This window comes from Sulfitobacter sp., assembly GCF_036961165.1.
Lineage (GTDB): Bacteria > Pseudomonadota > Alphaproteobacteria > Rhodobacterales > Rhodobacteraceae > Sulfitobacter.
Genome location: NZ_JBALVJ010000056.1, coordinates 1 through 24,428, shown reverse-complemented (window position 1 = coordinate 24,428; position 24,428 = coordinate 1). Strand labels below are relative to the sequence as shown.

Annotated in this window: 19 protein-coding genes and 1 pseudogene; 12 read left to right on the top strand and 8 right to left on the bottom strand. The window is 52.6% G+C overall.

Annotated elements, in window-relative coordinates; translation table 11 throughout:
• Window positions 1–926: 926 nt before the first annotated feature.
• The 7 genes from V7730_RS17590 to V7730_RS17560 are packed head-to-tail and all read right to left on the bottom strand — an operon-like array spanning window position 927 to window position 8,631.
• On the bottom strand, window positions 927–2,072 hold the full coding sequence (locus V7730_RS17590; protein ID WP_335748897.1) for an iron-containing alcohol dehydrogenase: 1,146 nt from the start codon (window positions 2,070–2,072) through the stop codon (window positions 927–929).
• 5 nt (window positions 2,073–2,077) lie between these two features.
• On the bottom strand, window positions 2,078–3,451 hold the full coding sequence (locus tag V7730_RS17585) for an aldehyde dehydrogenase family protein (protein ID WP_335748896.1): 1,374 nt from the start codon (window positions 3,449–3,451) through the stop codon (window positions 2,078–2,080).
• Between the two features lie 4 nt (window positions 3,452–3,455).
• The gene (locus tag V7730_RS17580) at window positions 3,456–4,820 is read right to left on the bottom strand and encodes a glutamine synthetase family protein (protein WP_335748895.1); all 1,365 of its coding nucleotides are present in this window, start codon (window positions 4,818–4,820) and stop codon (window positions 3,456–3,458) included.
• A 58-nt stretch (window positions 4,821–4,878) separates the two neighbouring features.
• Window positions 4,879–5,919 carry a TRAP transporter substrate-binding protein gene (locus tag V7730_RS17575; protein WP_335748894.1) on the bottom strand — a complete coding sequence of 347 codons (1,041 nt, stop codon included), beginning with the start codon at window positions 5,917–5,919 and terminating at the stop codon, window positions 4,879–4,881.
• Between the two features lie 50 nt (window positions 5,920–5,969).
• Window positions 5,970–7,295 carry a TRAP transporter large permease gene (locus V7730_RS17570; RefSeq protein WP_335748893.1) on the bottom strand — a complete coding sequence of 442 codons (1,326 nt, stop codon included), beginning with the start codon at window positions 7,293–7,295 and terminating at the stop codon, window positions 5,970–5,972.
• Window positions 7,295–7,864 (bottom strand): TRAP transporter small permease subunit, encoded by a 570-nt coding sequence (locus V7730_RS17565; protein WP_335748892.1) that lies wholly within the window; start codon window positions 7,862–7,864, stop codon window positions 7,295–7,297. Before V7730_RS17565 ends, V7730_RS17570 begins: the two co-directional genes overlap by 1 nt.
• Window positions 7,861–8,631 (bottom strand): N-formylglutamate amidohydrolase, encoded by a 771-nt coding sequence (locus V7730_RS17560; protein ID WP_335748891.1) that lies wholly within the window; start codon window positions 8,629–8,631, stop codon window positions 7,861–7,863. Before V7730_RS17560 ends, V7730_RS17565 begins: the two co-directional genes overlap by 4 nt.
• Before the next feature lie 116 nt (window positions 8,632–8,747).
• Here V7730_RS17560 and V7730_RS17555 point away from each other — a divergent pair, with 116 nt between their 5' ends.
• From V7730_RS17555 to V7730_RS17525, 7 genes are all read left to right on the top strand, one after another.
• A complete protein-coding gene (locus V7730_RS17555) occupies window positions 8,748–9,620 on the top strand; it encodes a MurR/RpiR family transcriptional regulator (protein WP_335748890.1) in 873 nt (290 codons plus the stop codon).
• 195 nt (window positions 9,621–9,815) lie between these two features.
• The gene (locus V7730_RS17550) at window positions 9,816–10,877 is read left to right on the top strand and encodes an extracellular solute-binding protein (RefSeq protein WP_335748889.1); all 1,062 of its coding nucleotides are present in this window, start codon (window positions 9,816–9,818) and stop codon (window positions 10,875–10,877) included.
• Between the two features lie 66 nt (window positions 10,878–10,943).
• On the top strand, window positions 10,944–12,065 hold the full coding sequence (locus V7730_RS17545) for an ABC transporter ATP-binding protein (RefSeq protein ID WP_335748888.1): 1,122 nt from the start codon (window positions 10,944–10,946) through the stop codon (window positions 12,063–12,065).
• The gene (locus V7730_RS17540) at window positions 12,055–12,921 is read left to right on the top strand and encodes an ABC transporter permease (RefSeq protein WP_335748887.1); all 867 of its coding nucleotides are present in this window, start codon (window positions 12,055–12,057) and stop codon (window positions 12,919–12,921) included. Before V7730_RS17545 ends, V7730_RS17540 begins: the two co-directional genes overlap by 11 nt.
• A complete protein-coding gene (locus V7730_RS17535; RefSeq protein WP_335748886.1) occupies window positions 12,918–13,772 on the top strand; it encodes an ABC transporter permease in 855 nt (284 codons plus the stop codon). The genes V7730_RS17540 and V7730_RS17535 overlap by 4 nt, the downstream gene beginning before the upstream one ends.
• 462 nt (window positions 13,773–14,234) lie before the next feature.
• Window positions 14,235–14,447 (top strand): hypothetical protein, encoded by a 213-nt coding sequence (locus V7730_RS17530; RefSeq protein WP_335748885.1) that lies wholly within the window; start codon window positions 14,235–14,237, stop codon window positions 14,445–14,447.
• A 194-nt stretch (window positions 14,448–14,641) separates the two neighbouring features.
• Window positions 14,642–15,064 (top strand): BLUF domain-containing protein, encoded by a 423-nt coding sequence (locus V7730_RS17525; protein WP_335748884.1) that lies wholly within the window; start codon window positions 14,642–14,644, stop codon window positions 15,062–15,064.
• Between the two features lie 293 nt (window positions 15,065–15,357).
• Here V7730_RS17525 and V7730_RS17520 read toward each other — a convergent pair whose 3' ends face one another.
• The gene (locus tag V7730_RS17520) at window positions 15,358–18,360 is read right to left on the bottom strand and encodes an ABC transporter transmembrane domain-containing protein (RefSeq protein ID WP_335748883.1); all 3,003 of its coding nucleotides are present in this window, start codon (window positions 18,358–18,360) and stop codon (window positions 15,358–15,360) included.
• Window positions 18,361–18,572: 212 nt separating this feature from the next.
• On the opposite strand from V7730_RS17520, the gene V7730_RS17515 reads away from it, so the two are divergent.
• The 5 genes and pseudogenes from V7730_RS17515 to V7730_RS17495 all read left to right on the top strand — a co-directional run.
• A complete protein-coding gene (locus tag V7730_RS17515) occupies window positions 18,573–19,367 on the top strand; it encodes a Tll0287-like domain-containing protein (protein WP_335748882.1) in 795 nt (264 codons plus the stop codon).
• Between the two features lie 83 nt (window positions 19,368–19,450).
• Window positions 19,451–22,063, top strand: coding sequence for a response regulator (locus tag V7730_RS17510; protein WP_335748881.1), 2,613 nt, complete (start codon window positions 19,451–19,453; stop codon window positions 22,061–22,063).
• Window positions 22,060–22,425 (top strand): response regulator, encoded by a 366-nt coding sequence (locus V7730_RS17505; RefSeq protein ID WP_335748880.1) that lies wholly within the window; start codon window positions 22,060–22,062, stop codon window positions 22,423–22,425. The genes V7730_RS17510 and V7730_RS17505 overlap by 4 nt, the downstream gene beginning before the upstream one ends.
• Window positions 22,426–22,430: 5 nt before the next feature.
• Entirely contained in the window at window positions 22,431–23,981 is a 1,551-nt protein-coding gene (locus V7730_RS17500; protein ID WP_335748898.1) for an adenylate/guanylate cyclase domain-containing protein, read from the top strand.
• Between the two features lie 124 nt (window positions 23,982–24,105).
• Window positions 24,106–24,300: pseudogene (locus V7730_RS17495) on the top strand (IS3 family transposase); the annotation flags it as partial.
• Window positions 24,301–24,428 lie beyond the last annotated feature (128 nt).

Sequence of the window (24,428 nt, the reverse complement as noted above, 5' to 3'; positions counted from 1 at the left end):
AAAATGGCCGCGTGAGTTCTACGACCGCACCCCGCTAAAAATGGGGGGATTACCCTCTGAGCTTGGTCGAAGGAGACCCAAGTTTTCGTCAACTAATGGGAGGCGTCGTGTTTGGCGGGCTCATTACATCAACAAACTTAATCTTGGTTGTGATCCCAGCGGCTTTCATACTGATTGATGTTGTCGGAGGGGGTTTCCAGCGCATTTTCATTCGAAGAACTTGATACAGAGACACCAAATGGATTTGGCCCATGTAATTTTAGGAACAAGGGTAGAACCCCTGCCTATGTGATCTCCGGTCGTGCTCAACTCATTCATGCCAGTATATTTTGACAATCGAACGTCAGATTTTGCTGTCGCGCACTGAGGTTTCGCGAAGACTCGGAAAGTCAAAATCCACACGATCTATCCAAATATTTCTGGTGGCCCGCTGGGCAACTGACTTCCCCTCAAGGGCTCATGCTACGCAATGTTTAGAATTTCGACAGGGGTTCTTCTCCATCAGATCCACTGAATATAACAGAGTGTCTGACGTCAGAGCCTATCGTTCAGTTACTCTGTGAATTGAAGGGAATTCTACATGATTAAATTGGTAAAAAATACGCAGTGTTTACTATTTTGACTTTGACCCTAACCAGCGATGTATTAGCTTTTGAAGCCAGCCCGCGTTTGTGATGCTTGGTTGGAGTTGGCGGCTGAGCTCAAGCAGGTCAAAAAGAGCTGGCCAGCGTCACCGAGAAACGCAAAATTTAAAAAACGACCGAATACTCCGCACGATAGTCTCAGTGAGGTATGCGTTTATTGAGACATGACGCTTTGAGTTTTCGGGGCGCTCAAAGCGGCGACGATATGCTGGCGATGCCCGCCCCCACGACGATCAAATCAACGTCATTGTCGGGCATCGTCAGATTTCGTGAGCTTACTGCTTAAACGATCTCAAGCAGCAGCTTTGTCGTATTCTCTTTCGTCATTTCGATGGGGTTGCCGCCAGTGCTTGGGTCAATCAACGCACCCGCAACAATGCGGTCGATATCCGGGTTTTCAACACCAAGACCAGATAGCTTTAGAGGAATTCCCAACGAGGCGTTGAGCGTGTCGACGTAATCGCAGAACCCATCAAAGCCGCCTGAAATGCCAAGGTAATTGGCCGCGTGTCCCATCACATCAGTGATTGCGGGGCGGTTGAATTGTAGGACTGCGGGCATGCAAACAGCGTTCGTAGTGCCGTGATGCGTATGGTAAATTGCGCCTATCGGGTGCGACAAAGCATGGATCGCGCCCAGCCCCTTTTGAAACGCGGTTGCCCCCATCGCTGCGGCGGACATCATATGCGCGCGCGCCTCGATATCGGTTCCGTCGGCATAGGCGCGGGGCAGGTATTCTTTGACCAAGCGCATCCCTTCCAACGCCATGCCTTGCGACATCGGGTGGTAGTGCGGAGAGCAAAACGCCTCGACGCAATGTGCGAAGGCGTCAAGGCCAGTGCCGGCCGTGATAAACTTAGGCATCCCGACAGTTAGCTCAGGGTCGCATATCACGACAGTCGGAAGGAACTTCGGGTGAAAAATAATCTTTTTCTCGGACGTCTCGGAATTGGTGATGACAGAGGCACGGCCCACTTCTGACCCTGTGCCCGCTGTTGTTGGCACCGCGACGATAGGGGCAATTGCACTCGCGTCGGCGCGCTTCCACCAGTCGCCGATATCTTCAAAATCCCACAGTGGCCGCGTTTGCCCCGCCAAAAACGCCACGAGCTTGCCCAGATCAAGCCCAGACCCACCGCCAAATGCGACGACACCGTCATGCCCGCCCTCGCGGTAAGCTTTCACACCAGCCGCGGCGTTCTTTTCATTTGGGTTCGGGTCGACATCGCTAAACATCGCGCGGCCAAGGCCCGCTGCTTCTAGCAGGTCAAGCGTCTTGGTTGTGATGTCCATGTTAGCCAAGCCACGATCAGTCACAAGAAGAGGCTTCTTGATGCCCGCCACGTTGCAGGCGTCGGCAATTTCCGAAATACGGCCTGCGCCGAAACGGATTGCGGTTGGGTAGGACCAATTTGCAGTGATGCTCATCGTCATTAGACCTTTTTCATATGGTAAGATTTTGGGCGTGTCAGATTGTGGTATCCGATAACGGATAATCCGCCGCCGCGTCCGGTGTCTTTGCAGCCCGTCCAGCATAGACCTGGATCTAGGTAATCGGCGCGGTTCATAAATACGGTGCCGGTTTCGATCTGATCCGCAATGGCCTCCGCACGCACGGTGTCTTGGGTCCAAAGTGAAGCCGTCAGGCCAAAGTTGCTGTCGTTCATCAATCGAATGGCTTCTGCATCGTCTTTCACGGACATGATGCCAACAACAGGGCCAAAGCTTTCTTCCCTCATCACGCGCATATCATGGGTCACATTGGTCAATATCTGCGGCATCAGATATGCGCCGCCATCCATAGGAAAGCTGGCCGGATCAATATGCGCTTTTGCGCCATCGGCAATCGCCTCGGCGGTTTGTGCGCGGACCTCGTCTGCAAAGCGGACATGGGCCATCGGGCCGAGCGTAGTTTCTGGATCGAGCGGGTTGCCGAGTTTGTAACCGTTGACGATCGCCACGGCTTTTTCGACAAAGCGATCGAACAGGCTTTCGTGAACGTAAATCCGCTCGATGCCGCAACAACATTGGCCGGAGTTGAACATCGCACCATCGATCAATGTGTCTACGGCAGCGTCAAGGTTGGCGTCTTCCATGACGTAGCCGGGGTCTTTGCCACCAAGCTCTAGGCCGATGCCTGTGAAGGTTCTGGCGGCCGCTACTTCCATCGCTTTGCCACCGCCTACGGAGCCGGTGAAATTCACAAACCCAAACGCACGGTCTGCGATCAGGGCCGACGTGGTCGTGTGATCCAGGAAGACGTTTTGAAACACATCTTCTGGAATGCCCGCAGAATGGAAAGCAGCGGCCATACGCTCGCCCACCAACGGGGTTTGCGAGGCGTGTTTCAACATCACGGCATTGCCCGCGATCAAAGCGGGTGCCACGGTGTTAATGGCGGTCATGTAGGGGTAATTCCAAGGGGCGACGACCAGTACGAGGCCGTGCGGGATGCGTTTGATCACGCGGCGGAATGCGTCGCTGTCCTCGACCACGATAGGGGCAAGCGCGTCTTGGGCAATTTCTGCCATATAGCTTGCACGCTCGTTAAAGCCGCCAAACTCGCCGCCATAGCGGACAGGACGCCCCATTTGATGGGCGATTTCTGGCACGATCTCATCGTTCATAGCGCCAACAGCGGCAACGCCCGCTTGCACAAGGGAGATGCGCTCCGCCAACGGACGCGCGGCCCATGCCGTTTGCGCCGATTTAGCGCGTGCGACCGCGGCGTCAGCTTGCGAGCGGGTTAAGGTCTCGCGCTCGGCATAGACAGACCCGTCAATGGGAGAGATGCACTGGATAGTCATTGAATTAAGCCCTTTCAAAGCCGCGCGCGATTTCCCAATCGGTGACAGCGCGGTCAAATTCTTCTTGTTCCCACTCAGCGGCGCGCGTGTAGTGATCGATAACATCATCCCCCATCGCTTCGCGCAAGAAAGCGGAATTGCGCAGAGTTTCTGTTGCTGCGCGCAACGTTTGCGGGATGTCTGCGGCTTTAGCGTCCTCGTAAACATCACCCGTGGTCGCAGGAGAAAGCTCAATTGCGTCTTCGATCCCTTTGATCCCAGCGGCGAGCATCACAGCCTGTGCCAGATAGGGGTTTAGATCGGAGCCGCCAATACGACATTCAACACGCACGCCTTTGGTATTTTCACCGCACAAGCGGAAGCCTGCTGTGCGGTTGTCTACGGACCAGACGGTTTTGGTGGGCGCAAAGGTGCCTTTGGCAAACCGTTTGTAACTGTTCACGTAGGGCGCCAGAAAATAGGTATAGTCGGGCGCATATTTGATAAGGCCAGCCATATAGTGGCCCATCAATTTTGACATACCGTGGGGCTGAGATTTGTCGAAAAACGCAGCCTCGCCGTCTTTCCAAAGCGATTGGTGGACGTGGCTGGAAGAGCCTACACGGTCTTTATCCCACTTTGACAAGAAGGTAGCGGCATGGCCGTGCTGCCACGAAATTTCCTTGATCGCATGTTTGGCGATGGAATGGTAATCGGCGCAATCGAGGGCAGGGGAGTAACGTATGTTAAGCTCTTCTTGACCCGCTTCGGCTTCACCCTTCGAATTTTCAATCGGCAGACCAGCAGCAAAGAGATGGTTGCGGATCGGCCGCATGATGCCTTCTTCTTTAGTGGTCTGGAAAATGTTGTAATCTTCGTTGTAGCCGCTAATCGGCTCTAGGTTGCGGAAGCCATCTTTGCGAATGTCATTCAGGCTTTTCGCGAACAAGAAAAACTCCAGCTCGGTCGCCATTTTGGCCTCTAGTCCCAAAGCCTCAAGGCGCTTGATCTGCTTTTTGAGCATGGCGCGCGGGGCATGCGAAACCGGTTCGTGCGTATGATGATCAAGGATGTCGCAAAGCACCAACGCGGTGCCTTCAAGCCATGGAACGGGCCGGATCGTGCTAAGGTCCGGGGCCATGACATAATCGCCATATCCGCTTTCCCAACTGGTAGAGGCATAACCGCTCGGCGTGGCCATCTCTAGATCCGTCGCCAGCAAGTAGTTGCAGCAGTGGGTTTCTTTGAAAGACGTTTCAACAAAGTTTACTGCATGAAACCGTTTGCCCATGAGGCGGCCCTGCATATCGACAAAACACACCAGAACGGTGTCGATCTCGCCGGAATCAACCATTTTTTTTAGAGACTTGAAATCGTGTGGGTTTGTCATGGCGTTGCTCCGACAAGTGGTGGCCAGCACGAAAATTCGCGCTGGCCCTTAATGCTAATTACCCGAAAGTGTAGGGAGGTCCAGCCTTGCCGATGACGTCGTTATAATCACGGAAAGTTTGAACGATTTTGGCGTTGATTTCGCTTTCTTCGGCGACTTCACTCCAGAAGACCTTTGCCGCATCCTCAACCACAGCCCATTCTTCTTGTGGGATTGATCGCAGTTGCAACTTGTCGCCTTGTGCACGTAGGCGGGCCTCACCGCCCCAATACCATTGATTGCGGTAGGTGTGCCCTGCTTCGATGCCGGCCATAACGATTGCTTTAAGATGCTCTGGCAGGTCGGCCCAAACTTGCTGGTTCACGAAGAACGACCCGATCCAAGCACCCGAGATGTTGTTGGTCAGGAAGTAATCGGTGACGTCCGCCCAACCGACAGTGTAGTCCTCGGTGATGCCGGACCATGCCATGCCGTCAAGCTCTCCGGTTTGCACCGCAACCTCTGCGTCCTCGTAAGGGATCGAGACCGGCACAACGCCGAATTGGGACAAGAAGCGGCCTGCAGTCGGGAAGGTATACAGCTTGAGACCTTCAAGATCTTCAAGCGAGGTGATCTCTTTTTTGGTGTTAAAGTTACACGGATCTTGGCCCGCCGCCGACAGCCAGGTAACACCAACTTTGGCATATTCTTCGCGCCAGATATCGGCCAACCCGTATTGTTCAAACAGCACAGGCACATCGAGCGAGTGTTTGGTTGCTAGCGGGAAGTAGCCGCCGAATTGTTGCAACGGTGTCGGTGATGCCATCGAGTCGTCGTCGGAATGCACCGCGTCGATTGTGCCACGCTGAAGCGCTTGGAACAGCTCGCCAGTCGGAACGATTTGGTCCGCGTAGAACAGTTCAATCTCAAGTTCACCGTTCGCAGCTTTGTTGATGTAATCAATTACAGGTTTGGTCACATGCTCGCCAAGTGCAGCACCCGCATAGGTCTGAAAACGCCATTTGATGGCTGATTGAGCGCGCGCCACCGTTGGTGCAGCAAGCGCAGCAGCAGTACCGCCCAAGGCGGCTGTGCGTAGGAATGTGCGTCTCGTAGTCATGGTTTTCTCCTTGGTTGAATTGATCGCTCCGTTGCCGAAGTCTTCTTGGATTAGTTATCGTAAATGTAATTGGGCAGCCAAAGCGCCAATTGAGGAAAGATCATCACGAGGGCTAGCGCTCCAACCATGACCAAAACGAACGGCACGATTGAGCGGTAGATGTCTTGGATCGATATCTCGGGCGGGGCCATGGCGCGCATTAAGAACAGGTTATAGCCAAAGGGCGGAGTCATATATGCGATCTGGCAGGTGATCGTATAGAGAATTCCATACCAGACCAAATCGAACCCAAGTGCGCCGACCAGCGGGACATAAAGCGGGGCGACGATCACCAGCATGGCCGTATCGTCCAGAAATGTCCCCATCAGAATAAACGATAATTGCATCAGGATGAGGATCACCCAAGGGGACAGGCCCAAGCGTTCGGTGAAGAGGCTCTCAATCGCTTTGACTGCGCCCAGCCCATCAAAAACGGCCCCAAAGGCGAGGGCTGCAAGAATAATCCACATGAACATACAGGTGATGCTTAATGTATTGCGCAGGGAGTTCTCGAACACCTCGCGCGTCATGCGGCCTTTTAATACGGCGGCTAAAAACGCGGCGAGGGCACCGATGGCGGAGCTTTCAACCAGCGACGTCCAGCCGTTAATAAAGGGCACCATCATCACTGCGAAGATGCCGACAGGCAAAAGACCAGCGGTGAGAAGCCGTAGCTTTTCTGATCGGGGCATATCGCGTTCTTCGGCGGACAGGATTGGCCCCAACTCGGGATTTTTCCAGCATCGCACCATAATATAAATGATGAACATCGCTGCCATCATCAGGCCGGGTATCACGCCTGCAAGCCACAGTTGCCCCACTGGTTGCCGCGCAATCATCGCATAGAGCACCAGCACGACGGAGGGAGGCACCAGAATCCCTAGGCTTGATCCAGCCTGGATCACCCCGGTTACCATTCGTTTATCGTAACCACGCTTTAGCAGTTCAGGCAGCGCGATTGTGGCGCCGATGGCCATCCCCGCGACGCTAAGCCCGTTCATGGCCGAAATCAGCACCATCAATCCGATAGTCCCGATCGCCAGCCCGCCTTGAAGGCCGCCCATCCAGACGTGAAACATTTTATAGAGATCGTCGGCAATTTTGCTTTCGGAAAGCACGTAGCCCATGAAAATGAACATCGGCAGGGTCAGGAGTGGATACCATTTCATCAGTTTCATGGCGGCTGCGAACCCGATATCGAAACCGCCCCGATCCCCCCAAAGCAGAAGGGACGCGACAACCGCGACAAAGCCGATGGCACCAAAAACGCGTTGCCCTGTAAGAAGCATCAGCATCATTGATGAAAACATTAGTGTGGCAATCAATTCATATGACATCAGATTTCTTCCCCTTTGAGGCGCAATACATCTTTCAACAGTTCGGAAATGCATTGCAGCAACATGAGAAATATCCCGATGATCATCACAGTTTTAATTGGCCAAAGGTAGGGGCGCCAAGCGCTGGATGATCTTTCCATGTGGCCGATTTCTTCGGCGCCCGTTATGAGGCCGCCGAAGAATGAAAATGGCTCGGTCCCCCAGTAGCCCAGGGAATAAGCGGTCGAGCTGACCGCGCCATAAATCAGCACGACGAGATAGAATATGAGAAACAAAATGGTGACCAGATCGACCCAAGCCTTCTTACGGTTCGACCATTCCCCGTAGAGCAAATCCATCCGCACATTTGAGCCAAGCTGGATCGAATAAGGACCGCCCAACACGTAATAGGCAACCATCGCGAACTGCGCCAATTCAAGCGTCCAAAGGGTAGGGGTGAAAAAGGTTTTGTTCACCGAGGAGATCAGCAAAATGCCCATAATGACGAAGATGCCATACATCATCACGCGCCCGACGCGGTAGTTTAACGCTTCTACTGTGCGAATGTAGCGGTACATGAAGCCTATCATTTAACATCCCTTGCGGATTTCAGTTTTGCTAAGCTTTCCGACAGCCAGCTGGCAATGGTGTCTGCCATTGCGTTTTGTTGTTCGGGTGTCTGAATGAGGTCATTGCGAATTTCGATCATCACGTTCAAATGGCCTGCTTTGATCGCGTGTTCTTTCAACGTATGGGTCACACCGTGCTCGGGGCCGTAAGGCGCGTTGCACTGGACGTTTGCATTGGTATGAGCGGGCGCCAATTGCAGCATAATATCGGCAAGCCGCGTATCAATGTCGTGCAAAATGCCAATTTCCACTGCGCGAGCCTGTCCATGAAAAACCGGTGTAAAGCTGTGGATGGTCGCAATGACGGCATTTGGTGTTGCGGCGATTGTTTTGGACAGGTGATCGTGAAACGGTACGTAGTAGCGGTTGGTTCGGTCGCGACGCTGGTCCGCTGTTAGGCCGATGTTTCCCGGAACTTTGATTGTCTCGCTCTGCGCAGGCATCGCGTCATTCGCGGTCGGCGGTCGGTTGCAATCGTATATCAGCCTCGAAACCCCAGATGCCACGAGGGCGGCATCCATCCGGGCAGACATCCTGCGCGCCACACCAAGCGCACCGGGGTCCCAAGCGGCATGACTTTGCAGAGCGTCGACGGGCAACCCAAGATTGTTGAAAGCGTCAGGAATATAGCAACTAGCATGTTCGCATACGATCACCACACAGGATTGGCCCTGTGCGTTTTCGACGGTCACAAGATCGCCAGACGAAGAGTGTTGCTTATGATTCATTTAAAGTTCCCTGAGGTTAACGTGCTTGCTCACAGCGACGCTTGTCAACAAAGTTTTAGAAAATTATTTAACAGGAGGAATTTCTTTGTTACAAAAGTAAGCAGAATGGAGATCGAATGCCCGAAGAGATGCAAACTATATCTGATCGCATACAGCAAAAGCTGGATGATCTGACTCGCGCTGAGCGGCAGCTGGCGCTTTCCATTCTTGAAAATTACCCCGCATCAGGGCTGGGCCCGCTGTCATCTTTGGCAAAAGGCGCCAATGTTTCGGTGCCAACCGTGGCGCGGATGGTGCAAAAACTTGGCTACAAAGGTTATCCTGATTTTCAGGCTGAGTTGCGCGAAGAACTGAAGGCGAAAGTCAAAGACCCCATCGCCAAACATGACACTTGGGCCGAGGCTGTTCCGTCAGAGCATCTGCTGAACAGGTTTACGGAAGCGGTGATTGAGAACATCCGTCTGACCCTTGGCCAAATCGACCCTGTTGCCTTTGATGAGGCGTGCGATCTGGTCGCAGATCAGTCGCGCCAGCTTTTTATTGTCGGCGGCCGGATTACGCACACTTTGGCTGAGTATTTCTTTTTGCACATGCAGGTAATTCGCCCGAATTTGACCCATGTTCAGTCTACATCAAATACGTGGCCGCATTATTTGTTGAATGCGAAGAAGGGAGATGTCTTTGTCATCTTCGATGTGCGTCGCTACGAAAACAACACTCTGAAGCTGGCCGAAATGGCTCATGCCCGTGGTGCCAAGATTATTCTTTTTACGGACCAATGGCGCTCGCCTGTGCATCAACTTGCCGATGTTTGTCTAAGCTGTCGGATCATCGTTCCGTCGGCCTGGGATTCGGCAGCAACGACGATGCTGCTTCTGGAGACGATGATTTCATCGGTTCAGAACCTGAGGTGGGACGAGACGAAACAACGGATGGAGGCTTTAGAGGATATGTTCGATCAAACCAAACTATTTCGGAAGTTCACGTGAGTTTGGTGGCGGGGACATCCGCAGTGAAAATGAAAACAATTGCTTCCGCGGGCGATAGGTGCACTAATATCTGAAGGAAACCCGCAAAAACATCGACGTCATTTCAGTGTCATACCGTCGACTTACAGGCTGTGACACACGACTTGGGTCCTACGGGTAATTCACCTGTTGGCTGACAAAATTTGGAGAACTAAGATGAAATTGAACCTGATCCTATCAACTGTTGCTGCACTGGCAATGTCATCGGTGGCAGCGAACGCCGAGGCTTTGCGCTTGTTGACGTGGGGCGGCTACGCGCCAGACGAAGTTATTGAATTGTTCGAAGCGCAGACAGGCCACACTGTCGAAGTGACAAAGTCAAACAACGAAGAAATGATCGCCAAACTGCGCGCCACCAACGGGGGTGGCTTTGATCTTGCGCAGCCAAGCCAAGACCGGATTGCAGGCCCGCAGGCCGAGTTCGAGATCTACAAGCCGCTTGATATGTCGAAGATCGACGCCAGCCTGTTCATCCCTTCCATGCTGGAAGCGACCAAGGGCAACACGATGATCGGCGACGATGTATTCGCGGTGCCGCATGTTTGGGGCACAAGTGGTCTGGTTGTGAACACAGCGATGGCCCCTGATGTGTTGGACTACACCGACCTGTGTAATGAATCTGTGGCTGGCAAAGTGTCTTACCGTCTCAAGCGCCCAACGCTGATTGGATTTGCATTCGCGATGGGGCTGGACCCGTTTGCCGCCTACGGCGATGAAGCGGCCTACGCAGACATTCTTTCTCAGGTTGAGGCCAAGTTGGTGGACTGCAAACCACACGTCAAAACGTATTGGGATGGCGGCGACGAGTTGAAGAACCTGATGCGCTCTGGCGAAATCGTCGCGGCAATGGCTTGGGATACAGGCGGATGGCAGCTGAACGATGACAATGCAGACATCACTTTTGTTGCACCAAAATCTGGTGCGCTAGGCTGGATCGATACATTTGTATTGCCGGCGCGCGGACGTGCAGATGAGGCGGCTTATGCATGGATCAACTTTGTCATGCAGCCGGAAATTGCTGCGATGATCACCACATCGGCTGGCAACTTTACCGCTTCACAAGGGGGGGATGCCGGCGTGGATGACGCATTGAAAGCCAAGTATCAGGCCAGCTTCCCACAAGAAGCAATCGACAACATCAAGTGGTATCCGTCTGTACCAGCAGGTCTGGAAGCACTTGAGGGTGCGGCCTTGGACCGGATCAACGCAGCCAATTAATGACGGTGAGCTTGGCGATGGGGGAGCGCGGATTTCGCGCTTCCCGTTTTTTATGAAGGCGCGAAAATGATAACTGAAACTCCCGATCTTGAATGCTGTACACTATCAAAAAGCTTCGATAGTTTCAAAGCGGTGAGAGACGTCTCTTTGAGTGTACCGCAGGGCACGTTCTTTTCGATTTTAGGACCGTCTGGGTGTGGCAAAACCACATTGCTCAGGATGATCGCGGGTTTCCAAAAACCGACCAGCGGGGATTTGTTGATCAAGGGCAAGTCGGTGCTGGATGTTCCTCCGAACAAGCGCCCCGTATCTATGGTATTTCAGCATCTTGCCTTGTTCCCGATGATGAATATCGGGGCAAATGTCGGGTTTGGGTTGCGTCAGCGCGGCGTAAACAAAACCGATATCGAGAAACAGGTAACCCGCGTGCTGGAGCGTGTTGGGCTTGGTGGCGTGGCAGATCGTCCCGTCAGTTCCCTTTCCGGCGGGCAAAAGCAGCGCGTTGCGATCGCTCGCTGCATGGTTCTGGAGCCCGATGTCTTGTTGCTGGACGAACCCTTGGGGGCGCTAGATCTGAAGTTGCGAGAGCACATGAAGATCGAACTGAAACAGCTGCAATCAGAATTCAACACGACCTTTGTGTACATCACGCATGACCAATCAGAGGCGCTTGTTATGAGTGACCAGATTGCAGTTATGAACAACGGTGAGTTCGAGCAGACTGGCACCGCGAAGGAGCTTTATTACGAGCCCTCGACGGCATTTGTTGCTGGGTTCGTCGGCGAAGCGAACCGATTTTCGGCCACGATCAAGAACCGCTCTGGCGACGGCCTTCAGATGGCGACGGCGCAGGGGCAAGAGTTGCGCGGGATGGATGCATCTGGTGGGCTCGCAATCGGTGATAAGGTCGATGTTTTTGTGCGGCCCGAAGCGGTGCGGTTGTCGCGAAAGGAGCAGGATATCTCGGGTTTGGGTAATTCCGGGCAGGGGAAAGTTGAAAATGTGTTGTTCAACGGCGCAAACAGCCAGCTCATTCTGCGCGACCAGCAGACGGGCGCAGAGATGAGTGTGGCTCTTCCACAAACAGGCGAGTTTCGTGACCTGTCGCGTGGTGACCTGATCCATTTTCGGTGGGAGCATCAGCAAACGCGGGTCTACGCCGCGACAGGAGGACGGAATGGCGACTGATCGCTCAAAACTGGCATTTTGGCTCTTGATGGCACCGCTCCTGATCTGGCTCGTGACCCTGATCATTTTACCGCATGTCGGCATGTTTCTGGTGTCGCTGCGTGAAAAGGTCGGCGTGCGTGAGTATGAAACCAGCTTTGCCAACTACGCTGTATTTCTGAACGAGCCGCTCTATTGGAACACATTTGCGCGCACGGCCTATATGTCGATTGCGGCGACAATCTTGACGCTGCTTATCGGCTTTCCCATCGCGTATTACATCGCCAAACTGACACGCGGACGGACCAAGACGACGTTGTTCCTTATGTGCCTGATCCCGTTTTGGGTCAGTGAGTTGGTTCGGACATTTGGCTGGATGATCTTGCTGCGAGAAACGGGAGTGCTTTCAAATGCGCTTCAATATCTTGGGCTCGCAGCGGGTCCTGTTGAGATGCTTTACAATGATGCGGCAATTATGACGGGGCTCGTTTACACTTCGATGCTGTTTATGGTTGTGCCGCTGGTAACCACGCTGGACAGCCTCGACGATAGCCTAATCGAAGCGGGCTACGATCTGGGCGCCAGCGGGTTTGGCATTCTGCGCCAGATTGTCATCCCTCATGCCATGCCCGGCATCGTGTCCGGCTGCATCGTGGTGTTCATGCTAAGCCTCGGAAATTACCTGACGCCGATCCTTTTGGGCGGCAAGGACAGCTTGTGGTTTACAGGCATGATTTACAGCCAGTTCATCACGCGGTTCAATTGGGAACTGGGATCAGCCTTTGGGTTCCTATTGCTAGGTTTGTCGTCATTGATTGTCTTTATCGGCCTTAAGTTGACGGGACAATCTTTGGGCAAGACGATGGCGCAGACATGATTGCCGGCATCCCTCAAAGTCGCGCCTTCAAGTGGTCTTATCGGGCCTATGTCACGCTGTTCTTCATTTATCTGGCGCTCCCCTTGGCAACCGTTTGTGCCTTCGCCTTTAATGACAGTGTGTTTCCTTCGTTACCTTGGGAAGGGTTCACGTGGGCATGGTTTTTCGGCACCGACGCGCCCTATATCGGGGTGTTCCATGAGCGCCCGATCCTGCGGTCCTTAATCACTTCGGGTGTTGTGGCATTTTGGGTTTCGTTGCTGGCGGTTTTCGTGGGCACCTGCAACGCGTTCCTATTCTTGAGGCACGAGTTCCGCGGGAAGAGCGTCCTCTATATCCTTATGCTCCTGCCGCTCATCATCCCCGGGATCATCCTCGGGATTTCCATTCTCGTCTTCTCGTCAACTGTGGCCAATTACCTCGAAGACGCGACAGGCATGTGGTTTGACGGGCTGCGCCCCGGGCTGATCCTTGTCGTTCTGGGGCAATTTTCGTTTATCACGACTTTTGCGACGCTGGTGATTTCTGCCCGTTTACAGAAGTTCGATCCAAGTCTCGAAGAGGCAGCGCTGAACCTAGGAGCCACTCATTGGGGGGCCGTGCGCGCGATTACTTTACCGTTTCTGTACCCAGCGATGGCGGCGGCGGGTGTGGTCGCAGTGCTGATGAGCTTTGAGAATTTTAACACGACACTAATGCTTGTCGGATCAGATGCACCACTGACAATTACGATGTTTGACAGATTAAAGCTAGGTTCGACGCCAGTGCTGAACGCAGTATCGTTGCTCCTGATCGTGGTTTCGGCACTTCTTGGACTGGCATCCCTACTACTGCAGAAGCGGCACGACTAATGTCATTTCATTTTTTCCTAGATATCAAAACATCGAGTTCCGCATTCTGGGGCCCTCGCAGTCATTATCGAACCGAGTAATCGCAGTCGTTGTCTGTGTATTTCTGCGAACGAAAGCTGATCTATAGTCGGCCAAAGGTGATTGCCGAGCAGTAAAGGTCGATCCAAATTTGCAAGAGAGCCGACAACATGCGTTGAGACAGTTGGCGAAAGACCGCTATGGGCCGTGAGCGCTGGGGACCGTATTGTCGGGAAGCATGCATAACTGGGCTGACCATTCACTGAGATTGAGCTCCCGTTAAGATCACAGGATGGCTGTGAAATGGAGAGACAGACGATGGAATGTTATGTTGGATTAGATCTTTCGCTTCAGTTGTGCGCGTGGTGCATAATCGATTGAAATGGTCCGGCAAAATCGGACAGTGTGGTAAGATGTATCCAAAACTGACGACAGAATACACGAATGACGAAAAGTAGCAGTTTTTCGGACAGGCACACGATTCACCCGATGCAGGTCACTGCGTGGAAGCGTCAGGCCATTGACGGCCTAGCGGGTCTGTTTTCTGATAATGTCAGGAAGGCCGAGGGCAATGAAATTAAAGTCAAAGAACTACACGACAAGGTCGGGAAACTGGCGGTCGAAAACGATTTCTTATTACAGGGGCTGAAGCGATGAGCCCTACCAAACGTAATACGATGATCAATTTGGATCGAACGGATCCGAGCCTGACCCAGCAGCGCAAACTTTTCAATCGTTGGGCAATCTGATCCTGGAAAACATCGACGTATTGACTGTCATGAGGTATAATCCATTTGTTCCCTCGGGCACTAGCACCAACGTAGACACCGACATAATAGGAGCGTCTGGCTATGCATTTTCTGATTTATACAAGCACTGCTTCCCATCTCATGGACGACAGCGAACTGGAAAATCTGCTGGAAAATTGCCGTATGAAGAACCTGAAGAACGACGTCACTGGTATGTTGCTCTACAAAGAGGGGAGTTTCATGCAGTTGCTTGAAGGTGAGAGAAATGCAGTGATGAGCACCTATGATCGCATCGAAAAAGATACGCGTCATAAAGACATCACACTGTTGCGCGAACGCGCGCTTCCCGAGCGTAATTTTGGCGGCTGGTCCATGGGCTTCAAGTCGATTAGCTCTGGTGTCCTCGAGAAAACGCCAGGGTTTTCCCAACTTGGTGAGAACACTTTCAAATCATCCGAACTAGCCGCCGATCCCCATATCGCGCTTAGGTTATTAAAGACGTTTCATGAGACTACGCTCTTGTAGCTTTCCAAGAATAGCGTCGCCTTATTGAACTTGTTGACGGCATCCGGCTTTGCAAAGTGCTGTCGAAAGGGAAGGGGTGTAACGGAAAGATTTCTACCAGTAGGCTCCACCTGCGTTGGTTTCAGGCTTAGGCTACGTTAGCCGTTTGCGTTCAACTGACATTCAGTCATGCTTTTTGAAGTTTTGGACGTCGTAGGGTAGGCCACCCTCGCTCACTCGCAAAGGCTGGTGACGTTCAAGAACGACTGTCGTTTGTGGATGCGCCAAGTATTGTTCACATGAGCCTTCCAGACTTATTTCGCAACGTAGCCAGCAACTACCTGTAAAAGTTTATAGGCCGTGGCGGCGTCATGCTCGACGACAGCTAGAAATTCTTCGGCACCGATCCGCAAACTGGTCATGTCCGTTGCAGCCCGCATGTCCAAAGCTCGTGGTACATTGCGGATTAATCCCAATTCGCCAACCAACGCGCCAGGGCCTACTTCCGTGACGACCGTATCCTCTCCGATAGATTGCGGCAGTAGTAAATCCGCCTTCCCTTCAATGATAAGATAAGCACCGCTTGAGGGATCATCGTCTTTGTAAAACAGGTATTCCCCCGCCTTCGCTGTGTGCCAACGCGCACCGAACGCAAGTAGTCTCAACTGCTTGCGTTCCAAACCGTTGAACAGGTCGGCTTGTTCCAGTACGCGCATCTTCTTTGCCTGATCCGCGCTAATAGTGCCGCCAGCCTCGTCTGCACTCGCGTCCGCTTCGGTGAAGATACGGCCATGTCGCATCTCAACGTGCATGTCGAATTGGCTCGTGTCCTCAAAGGAGGCTTCCAGGCAAATTATCGTCGTATTTGGAAGTAATGAGGCCATGTTTTTATACATGGTCTGCCGGTAAGAAGACGGATGGCTGTTGAAAACGGACTCGAGGATAAGAATGTCAGGTCGTTTGATGGTGGCGCGACTGACGGCCAAAGGTTCGGCGATTTGGGTCGCCAAATTTCCGCCGCCCAACCGGATCGGCATGTCGAAGATCAGTCCAAGGATCAGAGCGTCCAGCCCAGCCTCACGAAGTACATTCCCAACGATGATGTTCAGTTCTTCGCCCTTGCGCCCTGCAGTCTGAGAGGTTTTTCCAAACAGAGCGTTTTCCAGAACGCCTAATCCAGCGACAGGCCGATCTGGGGACAGAGACGCAAATATGTCCTTCATGCTTTCCCTAAGCGCTGCCCCATGCGTGGCGCGCATTTTGAGGACCTTTTCAGTGATTTCGATTGGAAAAGACGGCCCGATAATCTCTGCCGAGATAGAAAACGGCACGATCAACAGCTGGGCCTTCTCCAGGTTCGTGAGAACCTTGCGACCCTTTTTCTTTTCTATGAGAGTAAGCGCCGTCTCATAGGATTTGGCCTGCAAATCCAACCTGCGGAACAACGGGTGATCCGCGCCATCCACCCCGAAAATCTGCCGTATCATTTCTACCATGTCGATGGCCAGTTGCATCAAGCCTTCTTCAAGATTTAGTTCCGCCAGCAGATCGAGAAATTTGGTGTGCTCTGCCAATACGTCCGCTGTCATCGGTTCGCGCGGCGTTGCAAAAAGCAGGTTGTCAATAACCGGGAACGCAGGGTTATAGGTTGCATCATCAATCGTCCAAACATAGTCGTCAAGTTGCCCTTTGGCGATAGCTTTGGCCACCTCAGGGCGAATATCGATCAATGCCTTGGCAAGCACACGATGTTGCTCCGGATCAAATCGCTGATCCAGCCCGCGGTGGAAGAGAGCATCGGCGCTGCCCATGCCATTCACCAACTCTAGCCACCAATCGCGCAACTCATCGGTATCTGATACCGCCGCTGTTTTCAGGTTCAGCCAATCGGAATCCAGCGTCTCTGTGCTATTCCCGGCGCGCAAGCTTTCGAGGATGATCTCGGTTTGCGGAGTAGAACCCACAGGCCTATCGCGCAATGGCATCAGCATGTTGTCTTCGAAGTTGCCTGCAAACAGAACAGGGTGAGACGTTGCATGGCCGATGCGCGAAGCAATCGTAGCCTGATGCAGACCCAATAGATCGAAACCGGCAATTGTAATCTTGCCCGTTGAAGGCACCAGTTCACGAGTCAGCAAGGCTGACAAGGCGCGGCGATCTTCATCGGCCTGCGCAGTGACGGCAATGCATTTGCCTGCGGGAAATGTGATGGTGATGTCATCCAGTACAACCTCACCGTCTCCATCACGCGCAAATACTCCGGATAGCTCTATGTCGCCGGCAAGTGAGGGCATTTCGGTCGGATGATGTTCAAAGAGCGCGGCATCAATCATTCCGGGCGGTGCAAACCGTTCTGTTATGGTGGACCACCTTACCGACATGTCCTGATGTTGATTGTAGTAGGCCAGCAATTCCTTCCAGGGAGAGCTAAGGTCTTTGTATGCGGCCAACGCAGCAACCAAGGCACCAATCGTAATATCGCCCTGTATGACCAGATACCCCCCCACCGCATAGAAAAAGAACGGCGTGAGTTGGGTTATGAAGTTGTTGAGAAACTTCATGAAGAATTTCTTCTGAAAAACTTCGAACCTTATGAAATAGAGCTTTCCCAATCGGTCCGAGAACATCGCCAAACGGTATCGCCAGCCGCCATGTGTCCGTAGCGCGATCGCTCCCTCGGCACTTGCGCCAATTTCCGCGGCCAGGGCGCGCACTTGTACTACCCTGCGGATGTTCAACATATTTACTTGCCGTTGCAGCTTTGGGATGAGCCACGCCTGAAACGGTATAAGGGCACAGGCGGCAAGACCAAAAGCGACGTCCTGAAGAAACAAGAACCCCAAAATCGTCAGCATTTGCCCAGCTTGCAATACGGGTTGAGCGACGGCGTCACCCATCAATCCCCCCATTGGTTCTGCCTCTGATGTCACCATCGACACAAGCTCACCTTGGCTTGTGCGGCTGAAATAGGGCGCAGGAAAACGCAGGATGCGGGCAATCAGAGTATAGCGAAAACGCCGAAGCAGACGCTCGGACAGCGCGCCTTTCATTGTGTTGATCCGCATTTTCATCAATCCGTGCACGAGCACAGCCGCTAGAAATACCCCACACAAGACAAACAGATATGTGATCTGGGAAAGATCGACACCGAAGACGGTTACTGTGTCGGTGCTGGCCCCGATGGCGTCATTGATTATGCGTTTGGGGAGTTCTAGCGTCAGATATAGCAACGGGAACAGTGTCAGGGTCACTGCAAGCAATGTTAGCTGATCATATTTGGAGTGCTTCCAAATGAAGCCAAAAAGAGATCTTTCCAATACTTAAATCCAACGAATGAAAATGCCGTAAAATCAGGCGCTCCTACAGTGCAAGACCCACGCATTTAAATCAACAGACTAGCACAAGCTGTCAAAGGGTTTGGCTGTGCAACTTGCTTCCTAATTATGCAATATGTGTTTAAAAATGATAAGTTATAAGCGAATTCAGAGGGGCAAGCACTCTACCCTTTACCGAAGCTAGCAAAGCACCCATGATGGCCAAGGTAGCTTTTTCATCAAGGAATTTTCAAATGGACCGATTTTGGCTCCTTCTCCTCCTTTCGTTACCAGTGTTTTTCGCACTAGAACCGCAGAAAGCGGCCGCAGAAGGCGGCCTGAGCACCCTTGCCGATGAAGGAGAGCGGCTTGCGTCACTTTTGCGGGTTGGTCGCGGGGTGATTTCCGACAATCAAGATACGATCAATGACCCGTTAGTCGGTGACAAAGGGCTAGACAGCGCAACTTTTCTAAAAGCCGTCGAGAGCAAATATCTAGAGCTTCATGGCGCGATGCCGCTTGAAACTGGCCTGACCCCCCAGCAACAAATGCTTACTGAGGCGCAGTTGGCGTCAATGGTGGAAGTGATAGATGAAAACCAGACCCTGATTAATTCAAAAGGCATGGCCTTTAAAGGTTTTATCCCTGCTGTTTTTGCAAGGCTCGTAAACGAGCGTTTTGTAGAAAAACAAGGCGCCCTTGCGAAGGTGAAGGTCACCGCACCATATGACCTTGTGCGCAATCGCAAGGCCCGACCAGATGCATGGGAAGCAGCGGTGCTAACCGAGAAGTTTGAGAGCCCCGACTGGACACGTGGCACCGCATTTTACGAGGAACTCGTCACTGGCGAAGGGCCAATTTTTCGTATGCTTATCCCCGAATACTACGGCGCTTCCTGCCTGTCCTGCCATGGAGGGCCGAAAGGCGAGGTGGATTTGACAGGATTTCCTAAGGAAGGTGGTGCAGTGGGCGATCTTGCGGGCGCAATCAGCATTACTCTTAAAAGATGACTGTTAAAGCGCGCAGGGACTTATTTGCAAGGATCTCGCAGAACAGCATTACCTTTAAAATAAGCTCGTTATCGGCGATCCTTTTGTCGACACTTGTTATCAGCACTGTCGTATTGGCGTGGGATCTGCGGCAAAACCAAAAACGGATCGCACTGTCGACCGAGCGGTTTCATAATCTTGAACTCGCTGCCGAAGCAGATAGAAACTTTGGCGAAATGCGGTACTGGTGGACCGATCTATCTGTAAGCTTACTTACCCTTTCAGAGCGTCGGGCGATAGCCGCACGTGAAAAGCTTGATAGTAAACTTACTGAAATTGAAGGGTTTGCGCCCGAAGCTACATCGCAAATCAGACAAGGTGTTCAAAACTATGTCATTGCAGCAATTAAGGCGGCTGATGCGTATACAGAAGATCAACGGGTCATCGGCAACACGTTGTCTGCGCAGGCCCGTCTCAGCAGTGATACCGTTGACAGTGCTCTAAAAGAGCTGGTGCGTGACCTTGCGATGGAGGCCGCTGAAAGCGAGCAGGCTGCAATCAAATCTGCGCAGCGTTCGATGGTGCGTGCAGTCATTGCCTGTGCCTTTATTCTCATCGGGGGCACCTATCTCACGTGGCGGGTACTTCGCTCTATTTTGACACCCCTCAGAGGGATCAACCGGGCAATATCTGAACTAAATTCCGGCGCGGAGGATGTGGAATTGCCCCCGGAGGGCACTGACGAACTGGGACGCATGTCAAGCACTGTACGCGCGCTGCAAGAAAGCCAGCGTTACCGCAGGCAGTTAGAGGCTGAAGCTGAAATTCAGCGGATGACTATCCTCACCGCAATCGAGACCATCCCCGACGGCTTCGCGCTCTTTGATGCGAACGATTGCCTCTTACTTACAAATCAGCGCTATCGCAGCATGTTTTCCAACATCGCCCCCTTAATCCAGCCAGGCACCGCGTTTCTGGACATTCTCGCAGCGCAAGCCGAGTCCGATCCCGACATTATCGGAGATTCAACGCTAGAGCAGTGGACGGAAGACAGGCTGCGCAATCACAAGAAGCTAAACACCAGACGCAGCGAAGTGCGGATAAACGGCGTTTGGTTGCATGTTACAAAAAGCAAAACACCGGATGGCGGCACAGTTGCTGTATATAGTGACATCTCGGACTTGATTGAAAAACAGGCCGAACTTGAGGTTGCTCGGGAGGACGCTGAGACCGCGAATGAAGCAAAAAGCCGTTTCCTTGCGTCTATGAGCCATGAATTGCGCACGCCCCTGAACGCCATCATTGGATACAGCGAAATGCTGATCGATGACTCTCAGGATGCTGGGGACATTTCCAGCATAGAAGACTTGGAAAGGATTAAGAATTCCGGCCATCACCTTTTGGCGTTGATCAATGATATTCTTGATTTGTCAAAGATCGAAGCTGGCAAAATGGAAGTCTATATCGAGCGTTTTGAAATTGCTCCCTTGATCGAAGATGTGGCTGCCACCATCAAACCTATCATCAACAAGAACGCAAACACACTGCTGACGCGCATCGACACACCCCTCATCGAAATGGAAACTGACAAGACAAAGCTGCGCCAGAACCTTTTTAATCTGCTTTCCAATGCTGCTAAGTTCACCAAATCTGGTCAAATCGAATTGATCGTGGAGGACAGCGACGACACCATCAAATTCACGATCCGCGATGATGGGATCGGCATGACTCAAGAGCAGAAAGAACATCTGTTTGAGCCGTTCACGCAGGCCGACAGTTCGACTACCCGAAACTATGGTGGGACCGGGCTTGGCCTTGCGATTGTTAAGCAATTCACCGAGATGGTCGGAGGTTCGGTCGACGTTGAAACCGAACCTGGCAAGGGGTCTGCGTTCACACTCAACTTCCCAAAGCACACTCAGGCAACGGTAATTGAAACGACAGCGCATGAGCGTCAAGGCTCGGGCGGATGCATTCTTGTGATCGATGACGATCCAAAAATTCGACAATCAATGACCGAGCTTCTGACTGCCGAAGGATTTACGGCGATCACGGCCGCGGATGCGCACGCGGGCCTTGAACTAGCCGAGAAGCACCGCCCCGATGCGATTGTCCTTGATATCATTATGCCCGGGCGCGACGGTTGGTCAGTTCTGAATGCGCTAAAAGCTGATCCCGAGCTGTGCGAAATCCCAGTAATTTTGGCAACAGTACTAGGAGATCGCGACATGGGGCTCGCGTTTGGTGCCGTGGATCATATGACCAAACCAATCAATCCCCAGCACCTGATCGACACGCTGAGCGCCTTTGCAGGTGGGTCAAACCGTGAAGTTTTGGTTGTAGATGATGATCCTGCTAGCAGGGCTCTTTTTCGGCGCATCCTTGTGCGAGAGGGCTGGGACGTTCGCGAGGCGTCAGACGGCGTTCGGGCTTTGGCGCAATTGGAGATCAAAATTCCGACAATCATGGTGCTCGACCTTATGATGCCGAACCTTGATGGCTTTGAAACGCTGCGCAGCTTGCGCAAGCGCGATGAGTTCCAAGATCTCCCGGTTATCATTGCCACCTCAAAAGACCTCACCCGTGAGGAAATCGACTGGCTACAGTCTAATGCGCGGGATATCGTCATAAAGGGGCAAACTGGTCGCGCAGATCTCATGGCTGCTATACGCCGCAACCTCACGAATACTGCCGACGAAGGAGGCTTTAAGTCATGACTAAAATCTTAATTGTTGAAGATAATGATATGAACCTCGACATGCTGTCGCGGCGGTTGATCCGAAAGGGTTTCGAAATCGTCACTGCGCGCGATGGTCAGGCGGGCGTAGAACAGGCCACCAGCGAAATGCCTGACCTCATCTTGATGGATATGAGCTTACCGGTCTTGGATGGCTGGCAAGCGACCCGCGCGATCAAAGGCGATGCGCACACTGCACAAATACCGATAATCGCACTCACTGCACATGCGATGGATACCGACCGCAAAAACGCTATGGATGCAGGGTGCAATGCATTTCACACCAAACCGATCGACCTTCCAGAGCTCCTTGATCAAATCAATAAGCTGATAGCGAATTGACGAAAGTGAGCGAGGCTGAACAGATAAGCCAACAGGCGCTATCAGCCAGAATAGTTCAGCGTCTCGCTGAGCCCGCCGAAACGATCCTGGGGTTTCAGACGCTGATCGTTGCAGCGCTAAAACGCGACGGCAAAGCAGTTGTCTATGATGATGCACAAACTGTTTTGCAGGCCGCTCGCTCACTCGACGCAATGATCAAGAAACTTTTGTCATCTGAGGGAAATGCAAATGCTTCGCAGCTCGATGATACAACCTTACGCCATGATCTTCGTACCCCGATAAATGCCATATTGGGCTATTCTGAACTGATACTTGAGGAGACCGAAGGCCAGCTTGATCCAAGCATCGAAGCTGACATTCGCATGGTTGTAAGCGAGTGCGGACGCGTATTGGAGCAGCTTGACGGCTTGGTGGAGTTCTCCCGAGGAGATCTGGAGGGGTTGGAGGGCGAGAAGTCCGATGCCGATATCGCAGAGGCGCTCGCGCAATCGCTGTCCCATACGACCGTTGCCCCAGACAGCACGGCAGGTCGGATTTTGGTGATCGACGATATCGAAGCCAATCGAGAATTGATGCGGCGCAATCTGACAAACAGGGGCCATATCGTAACGACAGCAGGCTCGGCCCGCGAAGCGCTTGATCTATTGCAGACAAATGATTTCGAAGTCGCGTTGGTTGATATTCTGATGCCTGACATGAACGGAATTGACCTTCTCGAGCGCCTGAAGGGAGCCCCGCGTTGGCGCGATATGGCGGTTGTTATGGTGACCGGGCTCAAAGATATCCGGGCTGTTGTAAAATGCATAACTGCAGGCGCAGAAGACTACTTACAGAAACCAGTAGATCCGATCCTTCTTTTTGCTCGGGTCGAGAGTTGCCTAGAGCGCGTGCGCTGGCGCGCTCGAGAACGCGAATTCCTCGCCCAGATTGAATTTGAGAAAGCGCGCGCTGACGGGCTGCTCCTCTCGATGTTGCCAGAAATGGTTATCAAGCGTCTTGCGGCAGGCGAAAAAGTTATTGCGGACAGGTTTGACAATGCAACGATCATCTTTGCAGATATCGTAGATTTCACACCAATGGTCGCACGCACAGACCCGAACGACCTGGTCAGTCTTTTGCACGATTTGTTCTCTGCTTTTGACAAATTGGCAGATCAGTTCGGGATCGAAAAAATCAAAACCCTCGGGGATGCATACATGGCAGTCGCAGGTGTACCAGAGCCGCAGATTGATCACGCCGACCGAGCATTAGAATTCGCGCGTGGACTGATCAAGGTCATGTCAGAAGATTTTGGCTCTGGCCTTCCTCTCAGGATCAGGGTCGGTTTGAATTCAGGGCCAGTAATCGGTGGACTGATCGGACAAAAACGATTTGTCTATGATGTGTGGGGCGAAACCGTAAATCTGGCCAGTCGGTTGGAAAGTTCAGGCGATCCAAGCCGTATTCAGATTTCGCATGCAACGTTGAATGCACTGGCCTATCGTCCTGTCAGCGCAGTTTCGAAAACCAGTCTTATCAAGGGCGTCGGAAGGGTAGAGACCTTTCTTCTGGACTGAACAACAGACTTGCCGCGTGTTCCGATCAGGACGATCCGGATATTCTCTTTGAAGCGCCCCGTTTCTGCTGGATGAGCCAAACTTTTTCTTAGTTTAGGCCGTCATTGGTCCCAAAAACCCCGACGACGGACACTTCCAGCTTTTTAAGCGGGAACGGATCAGGCGGTGGACGTACCCCACGCGTGACGCCGCTAGGCAGGACGTGTTCGATTACATCGAGATGTTCTACAACCCGACCCGCAAGCACACAAAAAACGGCATGCTGTCGCCAGCTGACTATGAAGCAAGAGATTCGAAACTCAACAAGGCAGGCGTCTAGGAAGCTAGGGGCACCTCGGGGAGGCAAGAGGAAGATGATTGATCGAGAACTTGAAGCAATCCTGCGTGCTTTTCCACTGAAGTGGTCCGGCAAAATTGGACAGCGTGCTAAGATGTATCCAACCCGAA

What these genes read in the sequence shown, in the direction of transcription:
- V7730_RS17505 (WP_335748880.1), top strand. Translation starts at nt 22,060, where the DNA reads ATGACTAAAATCTTAATTGTTGAAGATAATGATATGAACCTCGACATG.
- V7730_RS17570 (WP_335748893.1), bottom strand. Translation starts at nt 7,295, where the DNA reads ATGTCATATGAATTGATTGCCACACTAATGTTTTCATCAATGATGCTG.
- V7730_RS17535 (WP_335748886.1), top strand. Translation starts at nt 12,918, where the DNA reads ATGATTGCCGGCATCCCTCAAAGTCGCGCCTTCAAGTGGTCTTATCGG.
- V7730_RS17545 (WP_335748888.1), top strand. Translation starts at nt 10,944, where the DNA reads ATGATAACTGAAACTCCCGATCTTGAATGCTGTACACTATCAAAAAGC.
- V7730_RS17525 (WP_335748884.1), top strand. Translation starts at nt 14,642, where the DNA reads ATGCATTTTCTGATTTATACAAGCACTGCTTCCCATCTCATGGACGAC.
- V7730_RS17530 (WP_335748885.1), top strand. Translation starts at nt 14,235, where the DNA reads ATGACGAAAAGTAGCAGTTTTTCGGACAGGCACACGATTCACCCGATG.
- V7730_RS17515 (WP_335748882.1), top strand. Translation starts at nt 18,573, where the DNA reads ATGATGGCCAAGGTAGCTTTTTCATCAAGGAATTTTCAAATGGACCGA.
- V7730_RS17575 (WP_335748894.1), bottom strand. Translation starts at nt 5,919, where the DNA reads ATGACTACGAGACGCACATTCCTACGCACAGCCGCCTTGGGCGGTACT.
- V7730_RS17550 (WP_335748889.1), top strand. Translation starts at nt 9,816, where the DNA reads ATGAAATTGAACCTGATCCTATCAACTGTTGCTGCACTGGCAATGTCA.
- V7730_RS17580 (WP_335748895.1), bottom strand. Translation starts at nt 4,820, where the DNA reads ATGACAAACCCACACGATTTCAAGTCTCTAAAAAAAATGGTTGATTCC.
- V7730_RS17555 (WP_335748890.1), top strand. Translation starts at nt 8,748, where the DNA reads ATGCCCGAAGAGATGCAAACTATATCTGATCGCATACAGCAAAAGCTG.
- V7730_RS17590 (WP_335748897.1), bottom strand. Translation starts at nt 2,072, where the DNA reads ATGAGCATCACTGCAAATTGGTCCTACCCAACCGCAATCCGTTTCGGC.
- V7730_RS17540 (WP_335748887.1), top strand. Translation starts at nt 12,055, where the DNA reads ATGGCGACTGATCGCTCAAAACTGGCATTTTGGCTCTTGATGGCACCG.
- V7730_RS17585 (WP_335748896.1), bottom strand. Translation starts at nt 3,451, where the DNA reads ATGACTATCCAGTGCATCTCTCCCATTGACGGGTCTGTCTATGCCGAG.
- V7730_RS17565 (WP_335748892.1), bottom strand. Translation starts at nt 7,864, where the DNA reads ATGATAGGCTTCATGTACCGCTACATTCGCACAGTAGAAGCGTTAAAC.
- V7730_RS17560 (WP_335748891.1), bottom strand. Translation starts at nt 8,631, where the DNA reads ATGAATCATAAGCAACACTCTTCGTCTGGCGATCTTGTGACCGTCGAA.